Source organism: Faecalibacterium sp. OF04-11AC, assembly GCF_003460645.1.
Taxonomy (GTDB): Bacteria; Bacillota; Clostridia; order Oscillospirales; family Ruminococcaceae; genus Faecalibacterium; species Faecalibacterium prausnitzii_I.
In genome coordinates, this window is sequence record NZ_QTVP01000007.1 from 1 (window position 1) to 26,662 (window position 26,662).

The 26,662-nt window shown below is 57.6% G+C and carries 27 protein-coding genes, 1 tRNA gene and 3 pseudogenes; 20 read left to right on the forward strand and 11 right to left on the reverse strand.

Annotation, left to right across the window (positions count from 1 at the left end; all coding sequences use genetic code 11):
• Nucleotides 1–46: 46 nt before the first annotated feature.
• Nucleotides 47–196, forward strand: a pseudogene (locus DXA70_RS14155) (biotin--[acetyl-CoA-carboxylase] ligase); the annotation flags it as partial.
• A 32-nt stretch (nt 197–228) separates the two neighbouring features.
• Nucleotides 229–591 carry a hypothetical protein gene (locus tag DXA70_RS14160; protein WP_243001129.1) on the forward strand — a complete coding sequence of 121 codons (363 nt, stop codon included), beginning with the start codon at nt 229–231 and terminating at the stop codon, nt 589–591.
• A gap of 129 nt (nt 592–720) precedes the next feature.
• Here the strand turns inward: DXA70_RS14160 and DXA70_RS04955 are convergent, their stop codons facing one another.
• From DXA70_RS04955 to DXA70_RS04970, 5 genes are all read right to left on the reverse strand, one after another.
• Nucleotides 721–1,947 (reverse strand): hypothetical protein, encoded by a 1,227-nt coding sequence (locus tag DXA70_RS04955; protein ID WP_128117779.1) that lies wholly within the window; start codon nt 1,945–1,947, stop codon nt 721–723.
• Between the two features lie 6 nt (nt 1,948–1,953).
• Nucleotides 1,954–2,196 carry a phosphopantetheine-binding protein gene (locus DXA70_RS04960; RefSeq protein ID WP_112115801.1) on the reverse strand — a complete coding sequence of 81 codons (243 nt, stop codon included), beginning with the start codon at nt 2,194–2,196 and terminating at the stop codon, nt 1,954–1,956.
• A 77-nt stretch (nt 2,197–2,273) separates the two neighbouring features.
• Nucleotides 2,274–3,110, reverse strand: a complete 837-nt coding sequence (locus DXA70_RS15305; RefSeq protein WP_347553498.1) for an AMP-binding protein — start codon at nt 3,108–3,110, stop codon at nt 2,274–2,276.
• Nucleotides 2,993–3,748 carry an AMP-binding protein gene (locus DXA70_RS15310; protein WP_347553490.1) on the reverse strand — a complete coding sequence of 252 codons (756 nt, stop codon included), beginning with the start codon at nt 3,746–3,748 and terminating at the stop codon, nt 2,993–2,995. Before DXA70_RS15310 ends, DXA70_RS15305 begins: the two co-directional genes overlap by 118 nt.
• Nucleotides 3,749–3,864: 116 nt before the next feature.
• On the reverse strand, nt 3,865–5,385 hold the full coding sequence (locus DXA70_RS04970) for a class I adenylate-forming enzyme family protein (RefSeq protein ID WP_128117780.1): 1,521 nt from the start codon (nt 5,383–5,385) through the stop codon (nt 3,865–3,867).
• 377 nt (nt 5,386–5,762) lie between these two features.
• On the opposite strand from DXA70_RS04970, the gene DXA70_RS04975 reads away from it, so the two are divergent.
• The 7 genes and pseudogenes from DXA70_RS04975 (at nt 5,763) to DXA70_RS14180 (ending at nt 10,583) form a co-directional block, all read left to right on the forward strand.
• Nucleotides 5,763–6,707, forward strand: coding sequence for an acyltransferase (locus tag DXA70_RS04975; RefSeq protein ID WP_243001107.1), 945 nt, complete (start codon nt 5,763–5,765; stop codon nt 6,705–6,707).
• Entirely contained in the window at nt 6,707–6,886 is a 180-nt protein-coding gene (locus DXA70_RS14165) for a hypothetical protein (protein WP_243001109.1), read from the forward strand. Before DXA70_RS04975 ends, DXA70_RS14165 begins: the two co-directional genes overlap by 1 nt.
• Before the next feature lie 49 nt (nt 6,887–6,935).
• Nucleotides 6,936–7,757: a hypothetical protein gene (locus tag DXA70_RS04980; RefSeq protein WP_128117781.1), complete on the forward strand. Its 822-nt coding sequence runs from the start codon at nt 6,936–6,938 to the stop codon at nt 7,755–7,757.
• A gap of 626 nt (nt 7,758–8,383) precedes the next feature.
• Nucleotides 8,384–8,613 (forward strand): annotated as a pseudogene (locus DXA70_RS15315) (glycosyl transferase family 1); the annotation flags it as partial.
• A gap of 120 nt (nt 8,614–8,733) precedes the next feature.
• A complete protein-coding gene (locus tag DXA70_RS14175) occupies nt 8,734–9,411 on the forward strand; it encodes a glycosyltransferase family 4 protein (protein ID WP_243001130.1) in 678 nt (225 codons plus the stop codon).
• 138 nt (nt 9,412–9,549) lie between these two features.
• Nucleotides 9,550–10,209, forward strand: coding sequence for a hypothetical protein (locus DXA70_RS15320; RefSeq protein WP_347553491.1), 660 nt, complete (start codon nt 9,550–9,552; stop codon nt 10,207–10,209).
• Nucleotides 10,110–10,583, forward strand: a complete 474-nt coding sequence (locus DXA70_RS14180) for a lysylphosphatidylglycerol synthase domain-containing protein (RefSeq protein WP_347553499.1) — start codon at nt 10,110–10,112, stop codon at nt 10,581–10,583. Before DXA70_RS15320 ends, DXA70_RS14180 begins: the two co-directional genes overlap by 100 nt.
• A gap of 111 nt (nt 10,584–10,694) precedes the next feature.
• On the opposite strand, the gene DXA70_RS04995 is transcribed toward DXA70_RS14180, so the two are convergent.
• From DXA70_RS04995 to DXA70_RS05020, 6 genes are all read right to left on the reverse strand, one after another.
• A tRNA-Met gene (locus DXA70_RS04995) sits at nt 10,695–10,771 on the reverse strand.
• Nucleotides 10,772–10,863: 92 nt separating this feature from the next.
• Nucleotides 10,864–12,024, reverse strand: a complete 1,161-nt coding sequence (locus DXA70_RS05000; protein WP_128117782.1) for a DUF4349 domain-containing protein — start codon at nt 12,022–12,024, stop codon at nt 10,864–10,866.
• Nucleotides 12,011–12,502, reverse strand: coding sequence for a sigma-70 family RNA polymerase sigma factor (locus DXA70_RS05005; RefSeq protein ID WP_128117783.1), 492 nt, complete (start codon nt 12,500–12,502; stop codon nt 12,011–12,013). Before DXA70_RS05005 ends, DXA70_RS05000 begins: the two co-directional genes overlap by 14 nt.
• 262 nt (nt 12,503–12,764) lie before the next feature.
• Nucleotides 12,765–13,340, reverse strand: a complete 576-nt coding sequence (locus DXA70_RS05010) for a hypothetical protein (protein ID WP_128117784.1) — start codon at nt 13,338–13,340, stop codon at nt 12,765–12,767.
• On the reverse strand, nt 13,340–14,335 hold the full coding sequence (gene argF / locus DXA70_RS05015) for an ornithine carbamoyltransferase (protein ID WP_128117785.1): 996 nt from the start codon (nt 14,333–14,335) through the stop codon (nt 13,340–13,342). Before argF ends, DXA70_RS05010 begins: the two co-directional genes overlap by 1 nt.
• 105 nt (nt 14,336–14,440) lie before the next feature.
• Nucleotides 14,441–14,920: a dCMP deaminase family protein gene (locus DXA70_RS05020; RefSeq protein WP_128117786.1), complete on the reverse strand. Its 480-nt coding sequence runs from the start codon at nt 14,918–14,920 to the stop codon at nt 14,441–14,443.
• A 660-nt stretch (nt 14,921–15,580) separates the two neighbouring features.
• Between DXA70_RS05020 and DXA70_RS05025 the strand changes: the two genes are divergently transcribed.
• The 11 genes and pseudogenes from DXA70_RS05025 to DXA70_RS05080 all read left to right on the forward strand — a co-directional run bounded on the left by DXA70_RS05025 (nt 15,581) and on the right by DXA70_RS05080 (nt 26,610).
• Nucleotides 15,581–17,665 (forward strand): elongation factor G, encoded by a 2,085-nt coding sequence (locus DXA70_RS05025; RefSeq protein WP_128117787.1) that lies wholly within the window; start codon nt 15,581–15,583, stop codon nt 17,663–17,665.
• A gap of 283 nt (nt 17,666–17,948) precedes the next feature.
• Nucleotides 17,949–18,434: a transcription elongation factor GreA gene (greA, locus tag DXA70_RS05030; protein ID WP_112115790.1), complete on the forward strand. Its 486-nt coding sequence runs from the start codon at nt 17,949–17,951 to the stop codon at nt 18,432–18,434.
• 11 nt (nt 18,435–18,445) lie between these two features.
• Nucleotides 18,446–19,957, forward strand: a complete 1,512-nt coding sequence (gene lysS / locus DXA70_RS05035) for a lysine--tRNA ligase (protein ID WP_128117788.1) — start codon at nt 18,446–18,448, stop codon at nt 19,955–19,957.
• Between the two features lie 293 nt (nt 19,958–20,250).
• Entirely contained in the window at nt 20,251–20,475 is a 225-nt protein-coding gene (locus tag DXA70_RS05040) for a DUF6462 family protein (protein WP_117948960.1), read from the forward strand.
• A gap of 132 nt (nt 20,476–20,607) precedes the next feature.
• Nucleotides 20,608–21,480, forward strand: coding sequence for a DUF6017 domain-containing protein (locus DXA70_RS05045; RefSeq protein WP_128117789.1), 873 nt, complete (start codon nt 20,608–20,610; stop codon nt 21,478–21,480).
• Nucleotides 21,481–21,484: 4 nt separating this feature from the next.
• Nucleotides 21,485–22,311 (forward strand): annotated as a pseudogene (locus tag DXA70_RS05055) (ParA family protein).
• Entirely contained in the window at nt 22,268–23,197 is a 930-nt protein-coding gene (locus DXA70_RS05060) for a ParB/RepB/Spo0J family partition protein (protein ID WP_128117791.1), read from the forward strand. Before DXA70_RS05055 ends, DXA70_RS05060 begins: the two are co-directional and overlap by 44 nt.
• Nucleotides 23,198–23,263: 66 nt before the next feature.
• On the forward strand, nt 23,264–23,734 hold the full coding sequence (locus DXA70_RS05065; RefSeq protein ID WP_117948966.1) for a hypothetical protein: 471 nt from the start codon (nt 23,264–23,266) through the stop codon (nt 23,732–23,734).
• A 7-nt stretch (nt 23,735–23,741) separates the two neighbouring features.
• Entirely contained in the window at nt 23,742–24,359 is a 618-nt protein-coding gene (locus DXA70_RS05070; protein ID WP_128117792.1) for a DUF3846 domain-containing protein, read from the forward strand.
• A gap of 29 nt (nt 24,360–24,388) precedes the next feature.
• On the forward strand, nt 24,389–24,847 hold the full coding sequence (locus DXA70_RS05075; RefSeq protein WP_128117793.1) for a PcfB family protein: 459 nt from the start codon (nt 24,389–24,391) through the stop codon (nt 24,845–24,847).
• On the forward strand, nt 24,844–26,610 hold the full coding sequence (locus tag DXA70_RS05080) for a VirD4-like conjugal transfer protein, CD1115 family (protein ID WP_128117794.1): 1,767 nt from the start codon (nt 24,844–24,846) through the stop codon (nt 26,608–26,610). Before DXA70_RS05075 ends, DXA70_RS05080 begins: the two co-directional genes overlap by 4 nt.
• Nucleotides 26,611–26,662 lie beyond the last annotated feature (52 nt).

The following is a 26,662-nucleotide window of genomic DNA, read 5'->3' on the forward strand; positions in this document are numbered from 1 at the left end:
CTCTGGTGCTGCGGGCGCCGTGCCCGCCTCCGAGGCGCTGGGCGTCATGCCCGCCTCCGAGGCGCTGGGCGTCACCGTCGGGGCCGCCGTGGCCGTGGCCCGGGCTGTGCAGAAGCTCTGCGGCATCGAGCTGGGCATCAAGTGGGTCAACGACCTCTACTATCAGGGCAAAAAGGTCTGCGGCATCCTGACGGAAGCCGGCACCAGCGTGGAGAGCGGCCTGCTGGAATGGCTGGTGGTGGGCATCGGGCTCAACCTGACCACCACCCCGCCGACTGGCCGGAAGAGCTGGCCCGTACAGCGGGCAGCCTCTTCCCGGGCGGGCCAGCCCCTGTCGGCCGGGCGGCGCTGGCCGGGGCCATTGCCCGGGAGCTGCTGGCCCTCTGCCCGGCTTTCGACTGCCTGGACGAGTACCGCTCCCGCTGCTTTGTGCCGGGGCACTGGGTCACCGTCTGCACCGCCGCCGAGACCTACGCGGCCCGGGCCATCGCCATTGATGACAATGGTGCCCTCCTCGTGGAGCGGGAGGGTGGCCGCCGGGCCGCCCTGCAGCACGGCGAGGTGAGCATAAGACCAACGAAAACCGAGTAAAAAACACAGCGATACGAGTTCTGTTTGTCAGAAGCATCGTATCGCTGTGTTTGTATGTTGAATTTTAACGGGCTCGCCCTCTCAGGCGCTGACGCGCCAGCTCTCCCAAAGGGAGAGCTTTCATATTGTTTACGGTATGTAGGGGGACGTATAGGGCGAGGGGCCGAGCTCGGCGGCTTCCAGCACCTTGACGCCTGCGGACTCAAACGCGTGGCGGAGGGCGGCGGCATAGCCGGGCTTCTGGGCCTTGTTCTGGATGCAGATGGTGATAACGCCGTGGAGCGTCGTGCACTCCACGCCGATGGAAGCACCATCGGCGGGCACCCAGGTCTGGAAATCGGTAAGATACTTCTCCAAGTCCGGGTCGGCAGGGACGAACGGGTCGCCCTGATAGCTGACCCAGAAATCCGAGGGGAAGCCGCTGATGTACTCGCCCATCTGGAAGACGCGCTTCTTGATCTTGAGGGAAGCGCGCTGGCGGTACACCTGGTACACCCAGCCCATCTGCTCCGCCACCCGGAAGAGCTTGGGCTCTTTGGTCAGGTTGTGGCGGATGTCGGCCTCCACGCCAGGCACCAGCGTGGCCAGCGTATCGGCCTCCGTCACCGTGATCGGCCGCTGGAACGAGGCCACGCAGTTGAAGAGGGCCTTGGGCGTGCCCATGGCATCCCGGGCATCGGTGGAATAGTTGTACATCAGGTCATCCCGGCCAAAGTACTCCCGGCCCGCCTTGCAGAAGAGGGTGATCAGCGCACTGAACGGTTTGACCCCCAGCGGCAGAGCGGCGTCCAGCAGGCTCTGCTTGTCCAGCCGGACCCGGACGAGCTGAGGCTTTGCCTCGCTGATCTGGGTGACCTCTTTCTGCATGTCGTTCTCCACCTGGCTCTCCGGGTACCGGGCCAGAATGTCTTCAATGTCATAGGGCGGGTCCGACACAAGGGGCTCACAGGCAAAGGCCGTGCCATACCGCAGGTTGCAGTAGAGCTTGAGCACCAGCGTCACGAGCTGGGAACCGCCCCGGCCATCGGCCAGGAAGTGGAACCAGTCGAAAAAGATCTGGTTTCCCTCACAGCTGCAGGCCAGCTGATAGTCGTCGGTATCCTCCGGGATGTGGGGCTGTACATGCCCGATGCGGACCCGGAACGGCGCGTCGTTGGGGGCCAGGTGGGCCTCCCGCTTCTCCCAGACCACTTTCTGGAAGAAATACCCCGCCAGGGGCCGGGCCTCGTCACAAGCCTGCTGGAGCAGTTCCGCATCCACCGGGTCTTTCATCGTCAGCTCATAACGGCAGAGGACCGTATGCTCCCGGTAATAATACACGATGCCCTGAAAAACAGAGCGCTGTTCCGCATTCATGGGCGTTTACCCCACGTGGGCGGCCAGGTAATCGGCCAGGTCGCTGATGGTGACAAAGTTGCGCAGCTCCTTTTCCGGGATGCGCAGGCCAAACGTCTCCTCCAGGTCTGCCACCACGGTGAGGATCTCCATGGAGGACAGGTCCAGGTCGTCCATCAGGACGCTGTCTTCGGTGACATCTTCGGGCGAAATTTCAGCAACATCCTCCAGGATGGCGAGGATCTGGGATACGATTTCGGATCTTTCCATAGTGATTAGCTTCCTTTCCCGTTTACAAATCCGTGCGGGGACAGTGTGCCCCGCGGCGGGCTGGTTTATCCTGTTGTTTATTTGCGCAGCAGCTTGCCGGTGCCGGTACGGGGCAGCGGCTCGGTGCTGAACTCCACGGCGCTCATCCGCTTATACAGCGGCAGGGTGCGGTTGGTAGCGGTGATGTACTCCCGCACTTCCTCCTGCTTTGCTTCCTCGCAGTAGATGACGGCACAGATCTTTTTGCCCTTTTCCTTGACGACGCACTCTTTCACCGCCGGGCACTTGGCCAGCAGGCTTTCCAGCTCTTCCGGGCTGACATTCTCGCCGCTGTCCAGGATGATGAGGTTCTTCTTGCGGCCGGTGATGTAGTAATAACCATCCTCGTCGGCACGGGCCAGGTCGCCGGTGTGGAGCCAGCCGTCGGCATCCACCACCTCCGCGGTGGCCGCGGGGTCCTTATAGTAGCCCAGCATGACGCAGCCGCCCCGGATGCAGAGCTCGCCGTCCTCGGCGATCTTATACTCGCAGTGGTCGTCGGGCTTGCCGGCCGAGCGGATGTGCTTTTCGTCCTGGGCATAATTGATGATGCCGTCGCCGCAGGTCTCGGTCATGCCATACACCTGGGTGATCATCATGCCCTCCCGGGCCAGCTCAGCCAGCATCTTGCCATCAAACATGGCGGAAGAACCGCAGGGGTTCCACAGGCCGTTGAGACGCTCCCGGCGGCCCCGCTTGACATCTTTGTAGATGGACTCCATCAGCATGGGAGCCACGGCCATGGCGTCGCTGTGCATCAGCCGGACATCGCGGTAGAAATCCCGCAGGTCGCTGGAGAGGTTGAGGGCCCAGCCCTTACAGGGCCAGACAAACAGGCAGATGAACGTGCCAGATGGAACAGGGGCAGGATGCAGAAGTTGCTCAACACATCGTTCTTGTTCTCGGGCATGTGGGTATGTTTGTAATCCAGCATGGCACCGCCGAAAACCACCTGCGCCCCGGTGGTGGTAAAGAAGTTGCGCTCCGAGAGCATGACGGCCTTGCTGCGGCCAGTGGTGCCGGAGGTGAACATCAGCACCATCAGGTCATCGTGGCCGCGGGTGTTGGTGATGTCCATGGCGGGCTCGCTGTCCTTGAAGCTGTCCATGGGGCGGAGGATGGGGCCGTAAGCGGCCACCAGCTGATCCCGGCAGCCATAGTCGATGCCGTCGTTCAGGATGAGGCTGGGCTCCACCAGGCCGATCTCATATTCCAGCTCCGGCCAGGTCTTTTTCTGGTTCAGGGTCACGACCACGCCGCCCGCCAGGATGATGCCAAAGGCGTTGACGCCGTATTCATAGCAGTTTTTGCTCAGCAGGGCCACCCGCTTGCCTTTGATATCAGGGATGGCACCGCGCAGATAAGTCACCACACGGCGGATGTCCTGCACATACTGGGCATAGGTCTTTTCCACCACGGTCTCGCCGTCGGCGGCCACATAGCGAAACGCCACATGATCCGGGTACTGCCGCTCCATAGTCTGCGTTACAAGTTCAAACGCGTTATCGATCATTCTTTTTGCTCCTTGCCTTTTTCTTTTTTGCAACAACACGCCGGCAGCTGCAAGCACTGCCAATACCTTAATAATACCTGTTTTGGCAGGGAATTGCAACCGCGCGGCGCGGTCTTTTACAATTGTTTTATTTTTGCTGCATCCAGGTTCCGGCCTTCCTTGCGCAGCAGCTTGCCCAGAGCGTTGCGGGGCAGCGGCTCCGCCGTGAACTCCACGGCACTGATCCGCTTGTACAGCGGCAGGGTGCGGTTGCACTCGGTGATAAAGTCTTTCACCTCGGCCTGCCGCTCCTCCGCGCAGTAGACCACAGCGCAGATCTTCTGGCTCTTTTCTTTCACGATGCACTCCTGCACCGCCGGGCAGGCGGCCAGCTTGTGCTCCAGCTCCTCGGGGCTGACATTCTCGCCGTTGGCCAGGATCATGAGGTTCTTTTTGCGGCCCGTGATGTAATAGTAGCCATCCTCGTCGATGCGGCCCAGATCGCCGGTATGGAACCAGCCGTCCTTGTCGATGACTTCAGCGGTGGCCTCAGGGTCTTTATAATAGCCCAGCATGACGCTGTTGCCCCGGATGCAGATCACGCCGGTCTCATCCACCTTGTACTCACAGTGATCATCCGGCTTGCCAACGGCGCTCATGTGGTCAGCCGTCTGGGTAAAGTTGAGGATGCCGTCGCCGAATGTCTCGGTCATGCCATAGCACTGGTTGACCACAAAGCCGTTGGCGGCCAGCTCTTCCAGCATCTTGGGGTCGAGGGCGGCAGAGGAGCAGCACAGGTCCCACAGACCGTTGAGACGCTCCACGCGGCCTCGTTTGTAATCGTTGTAAATGGTCTCCACCAGCATGGGGGCCGAAGCCATGACGTCGCTGTGCATCAGGCCAAGGTCGCGGTAGAAATCGCGGATATCGCCGCAGAGGTTCAGGGCCCAGCCTGCCGGCGGGTAGGACATGACGCAGACAAAGCAGGCCATGTGGAAGAGCGGCAGCAGGGTCATGTGGCTCAGAGGCAGCTTCTGGCCCGCGGGCAGGCGGTTGGTGATCCAGTTTTCGGCCACCTCGGAGTAAGTAACCAGCGTGGAGCACATGTTCCGCTCCGAGAGCATGACGCCCTTGCTGCGGCCGGTGGTGCCGGAGGTGAACATCAGCATCATGAGGCCGTCGTGGTCCACACAGTTGGTCAGCTCCCCGGGAGTGGAATCCTTGTAGCAGTCCATGGGGCGGAGCAGCGGGCCGTAAGCGGCCTCCAGCTGGGCACGGCAGCCGTAATCAACGCCGTCGTTCAAAATCAGGGCAGGCTCCACCTGGCCCAGCTCATATTCCAGCTCGTCCCAGGTCTTCTTCTGGTTCAGCGTGACCAGCACGCCGCCGGCCAGAATGATGCCGTAGGACGCCACGCAGAACTCATAGCAGTTGCGGCTCAGCAGCACCACACTGCGGCCCTTGAGGTCCGGCACTTCGTTTTTCAGGTAGGAGACCATCTTGCGGATGTCCCGCGCATACTCGCGGTAGTGCTTTTCCACCACGGTCTTGCCGTCTTCGGCCACATAACGGATGGCCACGTTGTCCGGGAACTCCTGCTCCATGCAGCGGGTGACCATATCATACACACCAGCGGGAACTTTGATCTTCTCTGCCATTCGTATTCTTCTCCTTTGTGTCAGAATGTCTGATTTTGGGATATCACGGAAAACGCTGGGAAAAAACTCCCCCCGGCATCAGTATACCGCAAAGAGGCCGCAAGTGCAATATTTCATTGCACAAATATGCAAGTAAAAGTTACATTCCGGTTTGTGCAATTGCATGTAAATCCTTCCTTTTGTTGCGAGGGGGCGAAACCCTGTGGTACACTTTGTTCATCGCCCTGCCGCATTCAAATTGACAGCCACAGGAAAAAGCATTATACTATTTAACAACACTAGTCTCACAAAACAATCCAACTTTTATCATTTTGCGCCAAGTAGGCGGCTTTCTGCCATCCCGGGGCGATCCTGCGGCGCAAAGGAGGAGCCCTTTCATGGAAGGTACCAAACCTCGTACTGCAAGCTCGCTGGGCATGTTCGACCTGCTGAAAGGCGTCGGCATGCTGCTGATCGTCTTTGCCCACACCTCGGAGCTTTATCCGGTGGGGGATATTTCCACCATCACGCCCGTCACGTTTTTTCTGTTTGCCTACCGCGAATCGCTGATGGCGGCGTTCTACATCGCCAGCGGCTACGGTTTCCGCAAGCGGAGCATTGGCAAATGCATCAGCCAGCAGTTCAAGACCCTGTTCAAGCCTTACGCCTACACCGGGCTTGCCACTACCATAGCGCATTTCGTCATTCATTATAAGACATTCGGCAATTGGAACAACGCCGTTTACGAGACGTATAAAGTGCTGGGCGGTTTTGTGCTTGGCCTGCCCCACACCGCCACCTATTTCGGGCAGGAATTTTTCTCCTGCGGCCCCATGTGGTATCTGCTGGCGCTGATGATCGGATGGATCCTGCTGGACATCATCCTGAATATTTTCCCCGAGAGCTACATAAAATGGGCCGTACTGGGCACCATGCTGCTGGGCTGGGGCATCTCTCTTGTGTGGGAGGCCCCGTTCTGCATCGCGCAGGGCATGGTCACGGTGCCGTACCTGTACATCGGGTTCCTGGCCAAGAAAAAGCGCCTGTTTGAGAAAAAGTTCCGGCCTCTGGCCATCCTGGGCCTGCTGGCAGCGGCGCTGGGCGTCGCCCTGGGTGTGCTGCTGACTGGCAAAACGGACTGCGTCTCCCTGGGCGAGTGGACCATGGGCCCGGTCAGCATCCTGCTGGACGGCATTGTGGGCCTCGGTTTCATCGTCCTGTTTATGAAAGTACAACGGCTGCTGGACAACCCAGTCACCCACCTCATTGAGGCGGTGGGCCGCCGCTCGCTGTATATCTTCTGCATCCACACCGTGGAGCTCACGGCAGTGCCTGGTACCTGATGGTACAGAAATACGCTGCCGCCCCCACCAAAGGCCTCTGGCTGCAGTATGCCGTCTCGCTGGGCAGCATTTTCCTCCTGTGTGAGATCCTGCTGCGCCGCCGGGACGTGATGCTCAAGTTCTTCCCTGCTCGCCGCAGACACTTTGCGGAACACCAGCGGTATGTGGCGAAACATTGAATTTTTGCGGCTCTGCCGCTGAATAATAAAAACTGAGGAGAATCCGGCTATGAACAACGAAACTCCTGAAGCGGCTCTGCGCAGCCGCATTGCGGACCTGGAACAGCAGCTCAAACTCTCGGACGAGGGGTGTTCCCGGCTGGCGGCACGCTGCCTGGACCTGGAAAAAGAGGTACAGTCTTATCTGGCGGCCCACCCCCAGCGCGAGATGCACACTGATTCCCCCACCCTTTTGCAGCCGCTGCTCTACTTTGATGCAGGCTTCGGCTTCTCCGAGCGGGACACCCTGACCGCCCCCGACTATGTCTGCGACGAGCTGACCGGTACCGTGACAGCGACCTTTGAGCTGCCTACCGCCGCGCAGGCTTTGCGGTTTGACCCGGGTGAGCTGCCCTGCTGCATCACCAACCTGAGCTTTTCGGACGACCGGCTGCTCTGCGTGCCCGCCAACGGCCTGACACTGCCAGGCGACAGCATCCTGTTTTTGGGCGATGACCCCAATTTCCGGCTGGAGGGGCTGACCCATTACCCCGCCGGGATGAAGCTGGTGGTCTCTTACTGCTATTTCCCGCTGGAGACGTTGACGGACGAACCCCTTTTTAACGCGGTGCTGGAGGGGGTGCAGCACTTCCAGAAGACCTGGAACAGTGAGGCCCGGCACATCCAGCAGCTGGAGCAGACCAACGCGGAGCAGCAGCAGGCTGTGGACGCCCTGCACAAGAACATTGCCGAGCTGCACCAGGCCAACGCGGAGCTGACCGCCCGCTGCCAGGCCTATGAAAAATCGCTGGAGGGGGTGCTGTCCAGCAGCAGCTGGCGCATCACCTCACCGTTCCGCCGTCTGCTGGGCTGGTTCCACCGCAGCCGCTGAGCGCACCCATCACTGACAGAGGAGCGACAACATTCATGTACAGCAGTTACAGTCCCCTGCAGCGGACCCAGCTGTCCGGGCAGGTTTATACCGATACGCAGAGCCTCTATCTTCTTGTTTATGCCCCGGGCCGCCGGGTGGCGCTGGAAAACACCCTGCGCGACCAGCTCCACCAGAAATTCCGGCTGGTGGATTCGCTGGCTGACGCTCTCACCCCCGCCGTGGCCGGTGTGCTGCTGGTGCGGGAGGATGTAGAGCTGATGTCCACCGCCCTCAACTACTTTGCCGCCGCCCTGAAAGACGGGGCGGATCTCGTCCTCAGCGACGCCGTGTTCGGCTACAACGGTGCCACCGCCCTCTACCAGAGCGACGCCCACATCTCCTGCACCGGCTGCGCGCTGGTGTCCCGCGCTTTGCTGGACCGCTGCCGCGCCGCCGCAAAGGACCCGGAGAGCGTCAGCGAACTGCTGGACGCTGCCGCCCGCCTGAGCGAGCGGTGCACCCGCATCCCGCAGGCTCTGCTCCATTTTGAGCGAGACATCTGCGCCGAGGACGCTTATTCTCTCCACGGCAAGCGGGCATTCCTCATCAGCCATGTGCTGGATATGACGGGTGCCCCCATCGTGATGGTGAGCGCCGTGCCCGTGCTCCGCAGCATGGGCTATGAGTGACGGTGCTGGGCCCCAGTGACAACGGTTCTTTGCAGCTGTTCCGGGACGCCGGTGCCGCCGTTATCACCCGGGCAGGATGTGTTTCCTCCCCGGCTCTGTGGGGGCTGGCCCTCTGCGCCGATTTCGTCATTGTCAACACCGTGGTCAGCGGGCGGGTGCTCCGGGCCCTGAGCGATACCGGCGTGCCTGTGCTCTGGTGGCTCCACGATGCCTTTGCGGGCTACCCGCACATTGCCCACCAGATCCCCAAGACCATTGCCCCGAATGTGGAGGTCTATTCCGTGGGCAAGCACGCGGCGGCGGCCATGCACGCCGTCCGGCCCGAGTTCGAGATCAAACAGCTCATCTACGGCCTGCCCGACTACTCGAAAGAAGACTTCCCGGTCTACGACCTGGGCTACGCCAATGGCCGCCCGCTCTTCGTCACCGTGGGTTCGTTCGAGCGGCGCAAAGGTCAGGATATCTTCTGCAAGGCCATCCGGCTGCTGCCCCCCGAGGTCCGGCAGAAAGCCTCGTTCCTCTTTGTGGGCAAGGCAGCCGACCGGGAGATGATGGACGCCGTGCGGAACCTGACGGCCGATTGCCCCGCCAACGTCTTCTACTGCAAGCGGCTGAGCCGGGACGAGATCAAATCCCTGATGCAGCAGTGCACCTGCCTGGTCTGCGCCTCCCGCGATGACCCCATGCCAACTTTCGTCACCGAGGGCCTGATCTTCGGCAAGCCCTCCATCGTGTCGGAGCACACGGGCACGGCGGGCCTTGTCACCGAGGGTGTGGACGGCTTCGTCTACCGGGACGATGACCCCGCCCAGCTGGAAAAGCTGCTCTGCTGGGCCATTGAGCACCCCGCCGAACTGGCCGCCATGCACGACGACTGCCGCGCCCTCTACGAGCGCTATTATTCCAAAGAAGCGTTCGCCCGGACGCTGACCACGGCGGTAAAAGAGCTGACCGAAAAAGTGGAACAGTTGAACAACAAATAACCCTCGAGGGACAGGCAGACGCCTGTCCCTTTTATCATATTGCTGTATTTGCCAAGAAAAATTTGTCTCATGTTCACAAAAAAACCGCAGGGATATGCTATACTGTCCTCAAATCCCGTTGAGAAAGGAGCGTGTCCCATGCCCCGGCAAAGCCAAAACCAGAGCCCTGCCCCCTCCCGCAAAAAAGCCCTGCTCTCCGTAGCCATCCTGCTGGCCCTGACGGGCGTGCTCATCCTGCTGTTCAAAGATCACTGGGCCGAGATCTCCGCCGCGCTGGCCCAGCTTTCACTCGGACAGGTAGCACTGGTGCTGGCGCTGGGCATCACCTACCCGCTTTTGGAGGGTGTGGCCAGCTGGCTCATCGTGCGCAGCCGCCTGCCCGGCTTTACCCTGCGGCACGGCATCGACAACGCATGGATGGGCACGTTTGGCAACGTCATCTGTCTGGGGGCCGGAGCGGTGCCCATGCAGACCTACTACCTCCACCGCTGCGGGCTGGGGCTTGGCCCCGGCGTGGGGCTGATGACCCTGCAATACGTCTTCCATAAGGCTGCCGTTCTGGTGTATGCCACGGTACTGCTGCTTTGGAACCGGCAGTGGTTCACGGCCCACGCCACTGGCGTTTTGAGCTACCTGCCGCCGCCTACACGGTGGTGGCCGGGGTCATCCTGGGGCTGGTGCTCCTCTGCACCGCCCCGCTGGTGCAGAGCCTTGCCCGCAGGGCTCTGGGCCTGCTGCCCAAGACGGAGAAATGGCAGGCCTGCCGGGAGAGCTGGCAGACCCAGCTGGACACCCTGAGCGAAGAGAGCCGCCACCTGCTGACAGAAAAATCCCGCTGCCTGAAAATTTTCGCGGTCCATCTCTGCAAGCTTTTTTTGATGTACACCATTCCTTCCTTCTGCCTGCGGTTCATGGGGCTTTCCAGCGCTCTGAGTTTCGGGCAGGTGCAGCTGCTCACCGCGCTGATGCTCTTCCTCTCCAACGCTCTGCCCAATGTGGCCGGCATGGGCTCCATTGAGACGGCATTCCTGCTGGTATTCGGCGCGTTCCTCACCCGGGGCGAGACAATGAGCGTCCTGATGCTCTTCCGGATCGCGTCCTATTATGTCGTGGTGGCCGTGAGCGCCGTGGGCTTCTTCTTTGCCCAAAAGAATGCCAAGAAATTGGGATAAGACGCACAAAAAGCCAGCCTCTGGCCGGAACGTTCCGGCCGGAGGCTGGCTTTGGTTTTGGGGGACGAAAGGACAAAAGAAAAGCGTCCCGGATCATTCCGAGACGCTTGGTGGTTGCGGGGGCCGGATTTGAACCAACGACCTTCGGGTTATGAGCCCGACGAGCTACCAGACTGCTCCACCCCGCGATATTTACTTGTCCGCGTCAGCCGCTCGCTGACTGCTCAAGTATAATACCACAACACCGGGTGGATGTCAAGCATTTTTGAAAAGAAAAATCTTACTTTTGCTTTTTGTGCTTCGGGTGGCGCGCTTTATAGAAGATCACGCCGCAGACAGCGCCCACTACGATGAACGGCCAGTGGCCCACCAGGAAGACTGCCACGCTCTGCACCGTCTCCACAAAGCCGGACCAGCCCTCCCGCAGGGCGTTCTGGATGCGGGAGCCAAAGCCCTCCTCCACGGGGGTATAGGTCTGCACCTCTTCCAGCGAGAGGTAGACGGTGCAGCACTCCACCTGGCGGCTGTACCAGTCCAGCTGGCTCTGATAGCTTTCCAGCTGGTACTGCACATCGCTCAGGGAGGACTCGATCTGAAGCAGGTCGGAGAGGTTATCCGCATTGGCTTTCAGCTCCTGCAGACGGGCGCGCTGTTCTTTCAGGCTGTCCAGCCGGGCCTCGATGTCCATATACTGGGTGGTGACATCCTCGGCCTGCTGGCTCTTGTAGGTGACATTGCCCGTTGCGGCCACGGCAGCGAGGAAGCTCTCATAATTTTCCTGCGGGACCCGGAGGGTCAGGCTGAGGCTCCGGCGGCTGCCGCTGTTGGCGTACTCATCGCTGGACTCCATATAGCCGCCGGCTTCCGCCAGCGCGGCATCCAGCGCGGCGCGGGCTGCGTCGTAATCCTTGCTTTCCAGCGTCAGGTTGGCCGTGTAGATGATCTTGCTGTTCTCCGCGGCGTGAGCACTCTCCCCGGCGCTCTCCAGCTCCCCGCTGGTCAGCACCGCCGTGCCGGTATCCGCGCCGCCTGCGGCGGCGCTGCTTTCGTTCATGGTATCGTCGGCCACGGCCGGGGCGCTGGCCATGGCATAAGAAGAAACAGAGTTTTCCATGCTGAAGCCGGTGGCCTCCCGGGAAGAAAATGTGGCCGGGCCGGACGATTTGGCCCCTCCCACCCCGATGACTCCCAGATGGAGCACGGAAGCCGCACCACCTGCCACCACGCAGAACGCCGCGCAGGCAGCCAGCCCTTTCCACACACGACTGCTGGGGAAGTGGAGCGCCTTTTTGTGGGCAGGCACTTCCGGCTGTTTCCGCGTGACGGTTTTTGCAGCAGGAGCCAAGACGGCCTGCTGGCTCTGCATGGCCAGCAGCTTTGCCTTTAAATCATCCGAGGCATGGAGGTCATCGACCTCCATCTTATATTCAAACCACCTCATCTTCGATCTCCTCCCTCAGCATCGTATGTAACTGTGCCCGCGCCCGCCGCAGCCAGCTCAGCACCGTGTTGGTGGGGGCGCCCAGCATCCGCCCCACCTCCGCCGCCGTGTAGCCCTCATAATAATGGAGGTAAATGGCGTTGCGGTAATTTTCGGGCAGAGAGCGCACGGCGTCCAGCACGCTGCCATCCTCAAAGGTACCCGGGGCAGGCAGGTTCTCGTCCAGCTCGGTATCTTTCTGGTGGGCAGCGCGGGTCAGGTCGTGGCAGCGGTTGATGGCCACCCGCAGCAGCCAGGCCTTGAGATGCTCCTCACTCTCAAAGCGGCCGCTGTAATTCAGCAGCTTTTCAAATACATCCTGCACCACATCCTCCGCATCGGCGGTGCAGCTGCAATTGTGCATGGCGGCACGGAACACCGTGTCGCTGTATCGCTGCACGGCCAGCGCAAAAACTTCATCTTTGGATAGCTGTCCCATAATTCGCATACTCCTTTGACACCCCGGCACCCGGGGCTCGATGGATCCTGATTCGGTACTTGGGGGACATTTCGCTCATTACACGGTTGAGCGGCCCCGATTATTGCAGGAAACGCACAAAATTTTTCCAGTGCGCCCCGGCCCGCCCGTATTCTTCGGCAGGCCCGGTACGCAAAGTATAACATGAACACGCGCAAAACAAAAGAGCCATTTGTCCGAATTCCGAACAAATGGCTCTGGTAGATTTTAGGGTACGCTCTCCTCAGCGGCGGTAGACCCGCTGGAACAAGGCCACCCGCTCCGCCAGGAATGTTTCCACTCTCGGGTGGTGCAGCCAGCGCTTGCCCTCCGTCCGTTCCACCAGCCGCCGCCCCAGCGCGGCGGGGTCCGTGTCGATGGCCTCCACGTCCTGCATGGTCAGGGTGAGCGTCAGTGCCGCCGGGGTGTCCGGCAACGGCGGGAGCGGGTCTTCCCACACAAAGGGCGGCAGCAGCTGTACCGCAAACACAGTGCGGGTGCACTCCTCCGTCAGCAGCAGGGCCACCGGGGCCCCGTCCGGCATCACATGCAGGCTGCTGTAGAGCAGCTGCAAATGCCCCGGGGCCAGCAGCCGGGTCATGCCCTCCCCTGCCGTGGAAGAAAGGGTCAGGTACTCCGCCGCCTCATCCGCATAAACGCGCCGGGCCGGGGCCTGAAAGCCCGCGTACAGGGCAGGCAGCGCAAAGCTGCCCTCTTTGTCCAGCGCGTGCTGCAACGCAAGGTAAAACTCGGTCAGCGGGTGGTTCGGGTCCGGCTGCGGCATCCCGAAATCCGGCCGGGAGACATGTCCGCCGCCCATCAGGCCTCGTAGCCCAGCGTCGCCGCCATAACGGCCTTGATGGTGTGCATCCGGTTCTCCGCCTCGTCAAAGACGATGCTCTGGGGACCCTCAAAGACCTCGTCCGTCACTTCCATGGCGTCGCGGCCAAAACGCTCGCCCATCTCCTTGCCCACGGCGGTCTTGTGGTCGTGGTAAGCGGGCAGGCAGTGCATGAACACGGCCTTGGAGCCTGCAATCTTCATGAGCTCCTGGTTGATCTGGTAAGCGGCCAGGTCGTTGATCCGCTCGGCCCAGACTTCCACCGGCTCGCCCATGGAGACCCAGACGTCGGTATACAGCACGTCGGCACCCTTGGCGGCCACGGCGGGGTCCTCCTCAAAGCGGAGGGTCGCACCCGTCTCTGCCGCAATGGCCTCACACTGGGCCACGAGAGCCGGGTCCGGCTGGTACTTCTTGGGGGCGCAGGCCGTAAAGTGGAGGCCCATCTTGGCGCAGCCCACCATCAGGCTGTTGCCCATGTTATAGCGGGCGTCCCCGAAGTAGACAAAGTGGATGCCTTTCAGCTTGCCGAAGTGCTCCCGGATGGTGAGGAAGTCCGCGAGGATCTGGGTGGGATGGAACTCGTTGGTCAGGCCGTTCCAGACCGGGACACCGGAATATTTGGCCAGGTCTTCCACGATCTCCTGCCCATAGCCGCGGTACTCGATGCCGTCAAACATCCGGCCCAGCACCCGGGCGGTATCCGCAATGGACTCCTTTTTGCCGATCTGGCTGCCCGACGGGTCCAGATAAGTGACCTGCATTCCCAGGTCATGGGCAGCGACCTCAAAGCTGCAGCGGGTGCGGGTGGAGGTCTTCTCAAAGATCAGGGCAATGTTCTTGCCGTGGAGTTTATCATGCGGGATGCCGGCCTTTTTCTTGGCCTTGAGGTCCGCGGCCAGATCAAGCAGCTGCTCGATCTCCGCCGGGGTGTAATCCAGAAGCTTGAGAAAGCTGCGATTCTTGAGGCTCATTGTATATTTCCCTCTCTATACACAAATTTATGAATATTTATACGAGATGTCATGTCCTATTATAATACGCTCCACCAGCAAGGTCAAGGGGTGGCCTGTGCATTTTTACAGCTCCAGCTCTGCATGGCGGCCGCTGGCCTGATAGGGCGTCAGACGGACGCCCGCTTTTTTGAACATGAACCGCGCTGCCACGCTGGAATCCGTATCGTGGTACTTATCGCTGTAGTACACCACTTCCGAGATGCCAGACTGGATGATGGCCTTGGTGCACTCGTTGCAGGGAAAGAGGGTCACATACACCCGGGCACCTTTCAGGTTGTTGTGGGCACTGTTGAGGATGGCGTTGAGCTCCGCGTGGCAGACGTACATATACTTGGTGTCCAGCGGGTCGCCCTCCCGCTCCCAGGGCATAGCGTCATCATCACAGCCGATGGGCATCCCGTTATAGCCCAGCGAGAGGATCTTGTTCTCCGGGCTGACGATGCAGGCCCCCACCTGGCTGCTTGGGTCCTTGGAGCGCATGGCGGTAAGCAGAGCGATGCCCATAAAATATTCATCCCAGTTGATGTAATCGGTGCGTTTCATAACATGTCTCCTTTGGTTCTAAATGCCCCGTCCAGGCTTGACAGCATACGAGAAATCGACTATACTACAAATAGAAAAGGCGCTGTCCGCAATGGTCAGCTCCTCCTCGGCTTAGTCAAAAAGAATGACCGCTTGCTTGGAAGGCTTTGGGCGGTCATTTCTTTTTGCCGTTGGAAATCGTCCATGTAATCTGAAATGTCACAAAAACTGCTCCGCCGATTATGGCAAGCAGTTGTAGAACTTCACTCAGCGTCATAGAGCATCCCCCCTTTCGCGTTTGCGTCAGGGGAAGCAAAAAGGTTTCGCCCTCCTCTGGCGCATTGCCAGAAAAGGAGCGTGACCACCTGCATCTGCAGACAGCGCCTTTCGCCGCTGTTCAGCGGCAATTACAGAATAACATAAAAAGATTCAAAATTCAACGCAAAAAGCATCCATGCGTCCACCGGCGCACGGGTGCTTTTTTCTTTTGGCGTTTTACAATCAATTTTCGCCACGTCCGGTCAATATGCACAAAACCATCTCTGGAAGTTTGGCAGGGAGAAGAAAGATTTTTTCAAGCAATCTATTTGAAAATTGCTTTGAGTGTGGTATTATCTTTGTAAAATATGCCACAAAAGCGGAGAGAATGCTCCGTGCGGCGGAAAGAGGGAAAAAACCGATATGAAATACGCAAGCAACAACATCCGCAATATCTTGATTGCAGGCCATGCCGGCAGCGGCAAAACAACGCTGACTGAGGCATTGGTCTATTTTTCGGGCGCAGCAGAGCGTATGGGCCGTGTCGAGGACGGCACCACGGTTTCGGACTTTGACCCTGAAGAAGCAAAGCGCAAAGCCAGCCTGTCGGCATCGGTCGTTCCAGTGGAATACGAGGGCATCAAGTACAACCTCATCGACGCGCCGGGCCTGTTCGATTTTGAGGCGGGCGAGTATGAGGGCATCCGCGCGGCAGAGAGCGTGCTGGTCTGCGTGTCCGGCCGCAGCGGCGTGACCGTTGGCGCGGAAAAGGCGTTCCAGCTGGCCCGCAAGAACGGCAAGGCCACCATGGTCTTCGTCTCCAAGTGCGATCTGGAAAACGCCAACTACTTCAAGATCCTCGAGGACATGAAGATCAAGTTCGGCTCCACCGTCTGCCCCTGCGTCGTCCCGGCCAAGCTGGACGACGGCACCCCCGTTTACATCAACCTGTTCAGCCAGAAAGCCTTTAAGTATGAGGGCGGCAAGCAGATCCAGGTGGACCTGCCCGACATCGGCCACCGCTTCCAGGGCCTGATCGAAGCCATGAGCGAGGCGATCGCTGAGACCGATGATGAGCTGATGGAGAAGTTCTTCGGCGGCGAACCGTTCACCACCGAGGAGATCGTTGAGGGGATGCGCAAGGGCGTCAAGGACGGCCTCATCACCCCCGTCTTCTGCGGCAGCGCCGTCAATCTGCAGGCACTGGATATGCTGCTGTACAACATGCACAAGCTGCTGCCCAGCCCGGCACATGACGCTTTCACTCTGGCTGAGAACGCCAACGGCGAGCCCGTGGAGCTGCACTGCACCGAGGAGGAGCCCACCGCCGCTTATGTCTTCAAGACCGTGGCCGACCCGTTCGTGGGCAAACTGAGCTACCTGCGTGTCATCAGCGGCAAAGTGACGGCTGGTGAGCCCCTGACTAACGCCCGCACCGGCGAAGTCGAGAAGATCAGCAAGCCGCTCACCGTCATCGGCAAGAAGCAGGTGGACGCGGACGGCATCGGCGCCGGTGATATCGGCGCGGTCGCAAAGCTGGTCTCCGCCAAGACCGGCGACACCCTCTGCGACGCCTCCCGTGTGGTCAAAATGCCCGCTCCTGTCTTCCCGCTGCCCAGCCTGTTCATGGCCGTCACCGTGGCCAAGAAAGGCGACGAGGGCAAGATCAGCAGCGCGCTGGCCCGCCTGATGGAAGAAGACCCCACCCTGAGCTATCTTAACAATGCCGAGACCCACCAGCAGATCATTGGTGGTCTGGGCGAGCAGCACCTGGATGTCGTCAAGGCCAAGCTGAAGAACAAGTTCGGCGTGGAGATCGGCCTGGAAGCACCCCGCATCGCTTACCGTGAGTCCATCCGCAAGGCCTGCCAGAAGCAGGGCCGCCATAAGAAGCAGACCGGCGGCCACGGCCAGTTCGGCGATGTCGTGATCAACTTTGAGCCCTGCGACAGCGAGCAGGTCGTCTTTGAGGAAAAGGTCTTCGGCGGCAGCGTCCCCAAGAACTTCTTCCCGGCTGTCGAAAAGGGTGTCCGCCTTGCCGCCGAAAAGGGCGTGCTGGCCGGTTATCCCGTCGTGGGCCTGAAAGCCACCCTGCTGGACGGCAGCTACCACCCCGTGGACAGCTCCGAAATGGCCTTTATCATGGCCGCCAAGCTGGCCTATAAGGCTGCCATGCCCGAGGCAGGCCCGGTCATTCTGGAGCCCATCCACACCCTGAAAGCGCATGTCCCCAACGACAACACCGGCGACATCATGGGCGACGTGACCAAGCGCCGCGGCCGTGTGCTGGGCATGGAACCCGACGAAGACGGCTTGCAGACCATCATTGCCGAGGTGCCGCTGGCAGAACTGAGCAACTTCACCACGTTCATCCGGCAGACCACCCAGGGCCGCGGCTGGTTCACCACCGAGTTTGCCCGCTATGAGATCCTGCCCGAGAATCTGGTGCCCGCCGTGATCGAGCAGGCTAAGAAGCTGGGCAATCTGGATGAGGCAGCGGACGACTGATTTTTCGATTTGCAATAAAACCTCTCAGGCCGCGCGTTGGCGTGTCCAGCTCCCCTGGCAGGGGAGCCAATGAGAGGAACCCTAAGACATCTCCAAGGCCCTGTCGGCACTTCCCTCTGTCGGCAGGGCTTTTTCTTGCGTTTTTGCGCAGGCTGGGCGGGGTTTTTGGTTGACAATGCCCGGGGTTGCTATTATAATAAGAAAGTCAAAATGGCATTCGTGTGTGGTTTTGCGCCCTGCGCGCCCGGCTGCACCCAACAAATAGACAAGGAGAGATTCCCAAATGGCACAAGAAATCAAGATGTCCGCTGCTGGCCTCAAGGCGATGCAGGATGAACTGGAATACCTCAAGACCGTCCGCCGCAAAGAGCTGGCAGAAGAGATCAAGGAAGCCCGCAGCCACGGCGACCTGTCCGAGAACAGCGAGTACGACGAGGCCAAGAACACCCAGGGCCTGGTGGAGAACCGCATCACCGAGCTGGAGCAGATGGTCAAGAACGCTGTCGTCATCGACGAGAGCGAGCTGAGCGTGGATAGTGTGGCCGTTGGTACCCACGTTTCCATCAAAATGACCGGCGACGATGAAGTGGAAGAGTATGACATCGTGGGCCGCACCGAGGCAGACCCCCTGAACGGCAAGATCAGCGATGAGAGCCCCGTGGGCCACGGCCTGCTGGGCAAGGCCGTGGGTGAGAAAGCAGAAGTCCTGCTGCCCACCGGCCAGACCGTTGAGTACGAAGTGCTGACCATTACCCACGCTGCCAACTGATAGGAGAAACCATGGAAGAGCAAAAGAAGAACCCCGCGCAGGGTCTGACTGAGAGCGAGCAGGTACAGGTGCGCCGCCAGAAGCTGGCCGACCTGCAGGCCGCTGGTCACGATCCGTTCACCCTGACCAAGTTCCCTCAGGACGCCTACTCGGCCGACCTGAAAGAGGAATTCAAGGATCTGCCCAATGAGACCGACAGCGGCAAGACCGTGGCTCTGGCAGGCCGTATGATGTCCAAGCGTGTCATGGGCAAGGCCAGCTTTGCCCACCTGCGCGACGACAAGGGCGATATCCAGCTCTATGTCCGCCGCGACGAGCTGGGCGAGGAGCCCTATGCCGCATTCAAGAAGCTGGATGTGGGCGATATCATTGGCGTCAAGGGCGAAGTGTTCCGCACCAAGACCGGCGAGCTGAGCGTCCGCGCCACTGAGCTGACCCTGCTGGCCAAGAGCCTGCGTCCCCTGCCCGAGAAGTTCCACGGCCTGACCGATACCGAGACCCGTTACCGCCAGCGCTATGTGGACCTCATTGCCAACCCCGAGGTCAAGGAAACGTTTGTCAAGCGCAGCCAGATCCTGAAAGAGATCCGCGCTTATCTGGACGAGAAAGGCTTCCTGGAGGTCGATACCCCCATCCTGACCCCGTTTGAGATCGGTGCCTCCGCCCGTCCGTTCTACACCCACCACAACACCCTGAACATGGACATGGTGCTGCGCATTGAGACCGAGCTCTACCTCAAGCGTCTGATCGTGGGCGGCATGGACCGCGTGTACGAGGTCGGCCGTATCTTCCGCAACGAGGGCATGGACCCCAAGCACAACCCGGAGTTCACCACCATTGAGCTGTATCAGGCTTTCACCGATTTTCATGGCATGATGGATCTGGTGGAGGAGCTGTACAAGCGCCTCGCCCTCAAGATCTGCGGCAGCATGGTCATCCCCTATCAGGGCAAGCAGATCGACATGGGCCACTGGGAGCGCCTGACCATGATCGAGGCTGTCAAGAAATATTCTGGCGTGGATTTCAACGACTGGAAGACCGATGAGGACGCCATCGCCGCCGCCAAGGTCAACCATGTGGAGCTGCCGGAAGTGCCCACCAAGGGTGCCATCCTGGCCGAGTTCTTCGACGCCTTTGTCGAGGACAAACTCATCCAGCCCACCTTTATCTACGATTACCCTGTCGAGATCAGCCCGCTGGCCAAGCGCAAGCCGGACGATCCCGCTTTCACCGAGCGCTTCGAGTATTTCATCGACTGCACCGAATACGGCAACGCGTTCAGCGAGCTGAACGACCCCATCGACCAGAAAGGCCGCTTTGAGCGCCAGGTCGCCGAGCGCAAGGCCATTGAGCCCGACTGCAAGGCCCAGGTCGATTACGACTACGTCAACGCTCTGGAGTACGGCCTGCCCCCCACGGGCGGCCTTGGCTTCGGCGTGGACCGCCTCGTCATGCTGCTGACCGACAGCGCTTCTATCCGTGACGTGCTGTTGTTCCCCACGATGCGCCCGGAATCTAACTAAGCTACGTGGTAATCCTTGTGTCTCCGACAGTCCGCACGAACTGAAAATCCGACCCTGAATGTACCAAAAACCTGAATGTTCAGACGGATTTCTTAGGGGCTTGTCGGAGAAGGCAAAAATCCCAAACGGAGCGTGACGGATTTTCGCCAGTTCCACATCCAGCAGAAAACTGTAAACGAGAAAACAGTCAAGAGGACATTTCACCATCGGCAAAAGCCGAAAGTGGAGTGTCCTTTTTCTATATCCTGATAATGCAAGTATACCACATAACCTTGACAAAGGAGAAGAATACCATGGCACATAAGCGAAACTCGGTTGAAGTTCCTGAACTGGAAAAACTGCTGGCTGGAAAGAAAAAGAAATACGTTCGCTACGAGGAAGGGGCAGTCCTCTACTCGATGGGCAAAAACTCTTTCCGACAAGTCGCACAGGATGCTCACGCTGTCGTCCGGTTGAAACGCATTGCACTGGTGAACGTAGAAGTGCTGGACGAATATCTGGAATCCTTTCGTGAATAATTGAATTAGCTTTACATAGCGCACTTTCAGTTTCCACAAAATTGAAGGTGCGTTTTTTCTTTTGCAAAAATCAGACAAGGAGGTTTTGCACATGATCACACACTCACAGTTGAAAATCCGAGGCCACACCAAATGATGCTCGACTACTTCTATGGGCAGTCAGGTGAACTGTTCGCCTACTTCCGCATACCGAAAGCACTCTTTCAGGACAGCCGTTTCCGGCAACTCTCTACGGATGCCCGGACACTGTACGGCATCCTGCTCGATCGTATGAGCCTGTCTGCAAAGAATAGCTGGGTGGATGAACATGGGCGTGTGTATATCATCTACACCGTCCGGGAGGTGCAGGAATCTCTCTGCTGCGCCGAGCACAAGGCGGTCAAGTTGTTCCGGGAGCTAGAACAGGCAGACCTCATCGAACGCAAACGGCGTGGGCTGGGCAGATCCAGCTTGATCTACGTCAAGAACTTTTCATCTGGACTGCCAAAAACGCAAATACAGAATTGTGCAAACAGCAATTCTTGTGCTGCCGAAAGTGCAGTTCAGGTGCGGCCAAAATCGCAATCTAATAAGACTGATAAGAATAAAACAGAGAGGAACCATCCTTTCCTCCCGGATGAAACGGACAGGCTGACCCAGCGAGAACAGCTTGAAGATTATTTTTATCAGGCATTGGAGGTCGAACTGCTGCTCCGGATCTGCCCGGATGATGAGGACGCCATCTATCAAATCGTGGACTTGCTTGTGGACACTTGCTCCACCAAACGCAAGATGTTGAGGATTGCCGGGGATGATAAGCCTGTCGAAGTAGTGCGCAGTCGGTTGAAAAAGCTGAACGCAGACCATATCCGCTTCGTGCTGGGCTGTCTGGCAGAGAACACTTCCCCTGTGCGGAACATGAAGCAATATCTGCTGGCGGCATTATTCAATGCGCCTACGACCATGAATCTCTACTATCAGAACAAAACGAACCACGACTTTGTGCGTGGCTCTCCGGGGAGGTGATATTATCGCAAAGAAAGCAACCACAATCGCCATCGTCAACCAAAAAGGCGGCACGGCCAAAACCACCACCTGTGAAAATTTGGGCATCGGTCTGGCTATGGGAGGGAAGAAAGTTCTGCTGGTGGATGTTGACCCGCAGGCTCACTCACCATCAGTATGGGCTGGCAGCAGCCGGATGAACTGCCCACTACGCTTTCCACTCTCATGCAGAAAGCTATGAATGACCAGCCCATCCAGCCCGGTGAGGGCATCCTGCACCATGCGGAGGGTGTTGACCTTATCCCGGCCAACATTGAGCTGGCGGGAATGGAAGTTGCCCTTGTCAACAGTATGAACCGGGAAAAGATGCTAAAGCAGGTGTTGGACAGTGCCAAACGCGAGTACGATTATATTCTACTGGACTGCACTCCTTCGCTGGGAATGCTCACTGTCAATGCGCTGGCTGCGGCAGATACCACGTTGATTCCGATGCAAGCGCAGTACCTCTCTGCCAAAGGACTGGAACAGCTCTTGCAGACGATTGGAAAAGTGCGGCGGCAGATAAACCCAAAATTAAAAATCGAGGGTATTTTGCTCACCATGACGGACAGCCGCACCACCTATGGAAAGCAGATCGACAATCTAATCCGGCAAGGCTATGGCCGGAAAATCAATGTATTCGAGCAGACGATTCCCCGGTCTGTCCGTGCCGCTGAAATCAGTGCGGCAGGAAAAAGCATTTTTGCCTATGACCCAAAAGGAAAAGTGGCAGAAGCCTACAAATCTCTGACGAAGGAGGTGCTGGCCGATGCCGATAGACAGCGGAAACTTAGCTCTGAAAGGGCTAGATGAACTTTTCTCTACGGAGGAAAAGCGACAGGAAGAGCAGCGCGAACAGGTGCAACAGATTCCCATTGATGAGCTGCATCCGTTCACCAACCATCCTTTCAAAGTCGTGGACGATGAAGCCATGACCCGGACGGTGGAAAGCATTGCCCAGTTTGGTGTGCTGGCACCGCTTATCGCAAGACCGCGTCCGGATGGTGACGGATATGAGATTATCTCTGGCCACCGCCGCCAGTTCGCTGCAAAGATGGCTGGACTGGAAACGCTGCCCGTCATTGTGCGTGACATGGACGATGATGCCGCCACGATTTTAATGGTCGATTCCAACTTGCAGCGAGAACACATCTCGCCCAGTGAAAGGGCTTTTGCGTACAAAATGAAGCTGGATGCTCTAAAAAATCAAGGTGCTAGGTCGGATTTAACTTCCCGACAAGTTGTCGGGAAGTTGGAGGCTGCTGACGTGATAGGAAAAGCCACCGATGAAAGCGGCAGACAAGTACAGCGGTATGTCCGACTTACGAACCTTATTCCTGAACTGCTCAATATGGTGGACGAAAAAATGATTTCATTCAATCCTGCCGTAGAGCTGTCTTATCTCTCGCCTGAGCAACAGCAGGAAATGATAAAGGCGATGGACGATACGCAAAACGCACCTTCCGTTTCACAGGCAAAGCGCATCAAAGAACTGGCACAGAAAGGTCAATTCACCTCTGATGCCGTTGTTGCCATTATGGGAGAAGAAAAGAAAGGCGAACTGGACACTGTAACCATCAAAAACGAAACTCTGCGCAAATACTTTCCTCGCAGTTATACGCCCCGGCAAATGGAAGAAAAAATCATACAGCTTCTGGATGCGTGGCAGAAAAAGCGTCAGCGTGACAATGAGCGTTGACAGCGCATGAACCGATAAGACCCGATTGGGTCTTTTATTTTGCAAAAAATTTAGGAGGTAACGCCCATGAACAATACGATTGATTTCAATACCGCAAAGACCATCGGCACCATGAGCAAGAAAATCGACCATATCGACGATACAGTGTCCAGCTTCTTCTCTTTCATGCACATGGTCATGCAGAACGAACTTGGCAATGCAGAGCCATACTTTGCAGCAACTTCTCCCGTTCTGGATTTGACCGTGATCCGGCCTGACGATGCGCCGCATATCCTGCCCTGCTTCGATGAAGCAGATGAGGGCATCAGCATTTCCGAAGATGAACCGCTGGGCTTCCGCTACAACCCCAAGCAGGTCATTAAGCTGATGGGCAAGCGGTATCTGGTCGGCCCGGTGATTTTCCATCGCTTCGATGATGACGGGAATTTTGCATCCCTGACGATGAGCGATATGTACGCCATCCAGAAATATCTGGAAAGCAGCAGTGTCACTCTGATGATCGACCGCGACAAGCTGACCTGCATCTGCATCGACTGAGGTGTGCATGAAGAAGTTTGATGTAGAAATCACAGAAACGCTCCAGCGCACGGTTTCTGTCGAAGCCGCTTCACAGGAAGAAGCAGAGAAAATCGTCACGAAAGCGTGGAATAATGAGGACTATGTTCTCGACTCCGCAGATTTTGTCGGTGTCGATTTCAAAACTGTGGGTGAGCAGGAACTTTCTGAAAGCAGAAAAATGGAGGTTCTTCTGGTTCAACCCGGTATGTATCCGCAGAAAGCCACCATCGGCACGGAACTGAAAGATTTTCAGGATGCTGTCGGTGGCACCATTGCGGCAAGCTACCCTTTCGATGATCCGGTTGCCATCGTTTACAACGATGAAGGAAAGCTGACGGGACTGCCCCTGAACCGTGCCTTGCGAGATGAGGATGGGCGGATGTACGACGCTGTTGCTGGAACCTTTCTGGTGGTGGGGTTGGGAGAGGAGGATTTTGCATCACTTTCCCCGGAGTTGGCACAGAAGTATGAGAAGCAATTTCACCAGCCGGAAACTTTTTTGAAATTGGGGAATCGCCTGTTGGTGATTCCTGTCCCGGACGATGCTGTGAAGTCTGCCGAGAATAAAGTCGTGATCAAGCCCCCAGCGGAACATGACCGTTAAATCTAAACTTCTGCACGGGAGGTGGTAAAATGCAGGAAGAAGTCGAGCAGAAAACATTCAACATCGTGGTGTCTACTACAAAGTTGACCGCCCGGACAATTCTTAATGCCGGAAAAGCTGCCATTCAACAGCAGCAAGCGAAGATGGCTGGCGGCAAACAGAGCGTCCGAATGCTCCTGCGGCAGAATCGGGGTGTTTCCAGTGTGGAAATCGACAAAACAAATATCCGTGGGTTTGAACGGTATGCAAAAAAATATGGCATTGACTATGCTATTCGCAAGGACAACTCTGAAATGCCGCCCCGGTATCTGGTCTTTTTCAAAGCCCCAGATGTGGAGGCATTTAATGCGGCTTTCAAAGAATATTCCGCATCCCTTCTGAGTAAAACCAAGCGACCCTCTGTACTGGAAAAGCTGCATGAGCTGGTGCAGGCCGCAGCAGAACTTCCCGGCAAGGTGCGCCGTAAGGAACAGGAGCGTGGGCTGTGACAACAAAAAAGCTGACGAAGCTGCTTGCGCTGTATCTTCCCTATATCCTGCTTGGACTGGTGGCAACAAACTTCGGTGAAGCATGGCGGCTAGCCGAGGGCAAAGAACTGGGCGATAAAATTATGGCGATGATGGGAACTATTCCGCTGGCCTTTGCAAACCCTCTGCTCAGTCTGCATCCGCTGGATTTGCTTATTGGCTTTTCCTGCGGCGCAGGGTTACGGCTCGCCGTATATTTGCGGAGCAAAAATGCAAAGAAGTACCGTCATGGAATGGAGTACGGCTCTGCACGATGGGGCACCGCCAAGGATATTGAGCCTTTTCAGGCTCCCAAGTTTGCCGATAACATCATCCTGACAAAAACGGAACGTCTGATGATGAGCAATCGCCCACCTGACCCCAAGAACGCCCGAAACAAAAATGTGTTGGTAGTCGGTGGCTCTGGCAGCGGTAAGACGCGCTTTTGGCTGAAACCGAATCTCCTGCAATGCCACAGCTCCTATGTGGTCACTGACCCGAAAGGAACGATAGTTCTCGAATGTGGGCAGGCCATGTTGAAGAATGGCTACAAGGTAAAAATCCTGAACACTATCAACTTCAAAAAGTCGATGCACTATAATCCGTTCAGTTATGTTCACAGTGAAAAGGACATTCTGAAACTGGTCACTACCCTGATGACCAACACGAAGGGCGAAGGCAGCGGCGGCGATCCATTCTGGGAAAAAAGCGAACGTCTTTTGCTGACTGCGCTTATTGCCTATCTGCATTATGAAGCCCCTGTCGAGGAACAGAATTTCGCTACGCTGCTGGAAATGCTCAATACCATGCAGGTGCTGGAGGACGATGAAGAATACCAAAATCCAGTTGATTTGCTCTTTGAGGATTTAGCCAAAAAGAAGCCGAACAGCTTTGCAGGACGGCAGTACAAGCTCTATAAATTAGCTGCCGGAAAGACCGCAAAATCCATCCTCATTTCTTGCGGTGCTAGGCTTGCCCCATTCGATATTCAAGAATTGCGCGATTTAACGATGTATGATGAGCTGCAACTGGATACGCTGGGCGATAAGAAAACAGCACTGTTCCTCATCATGTCGGATACGGACAGCACCTTTAATTTCCTGATTTCGATGGTCTACACCCAGCTTTTTAACCTCTTGTGCGACAAAGCAGATGATGTGTACGGCGGCAAGCTGCCCATTCATGTACGCTGTCTGATTGATGAATGCGCTAATATCGGGCAGATTCCTAATCTGGAAAAGCTGGTGGCAACCATCCGCAGCCGTGAGATTTCGGCTTGCCTTGTTTTGCAGGCGAAAAGCCAGTTAAAGGCTATCTACAAGGATAATGCAGACACCATCATCGGCAATATGGACAGTCGGATTTTTCTCGGCGGTTCAGAACCCGGCACACTGAAAGACCTGTCTGAAATGTTGGGCAAGGAAACGATTGATGCGTACAACACTTCGGATACGCGTGGGAACTCCCCATCTTACGGCACAAATTACTCCAAATTGGGTCACGAATTATTAAGTCGAGATGAGCTGGCTGTGCTGGATGGCGGCAAGTGCATTTTGCAGTTGCGCGGTGTGCGGCCTTTTCTCTCGGACAAGTACGATTTAACTCAGCACCCGAACTACAAGCTCACTTCTGATTTTGACGAAAAGAACCGATTCGATATTGAAAAATATCTGAACCGAAAAACAGAAATCCACCCCGGTGATGAGTTCATCGTGGTGGACGCTGATTCGCTCCCGTCTGCCTGATTCGGTAGGCGGCTTTATTTTTACCCGGCCAGAGAGGTACACCAGCAAGTCA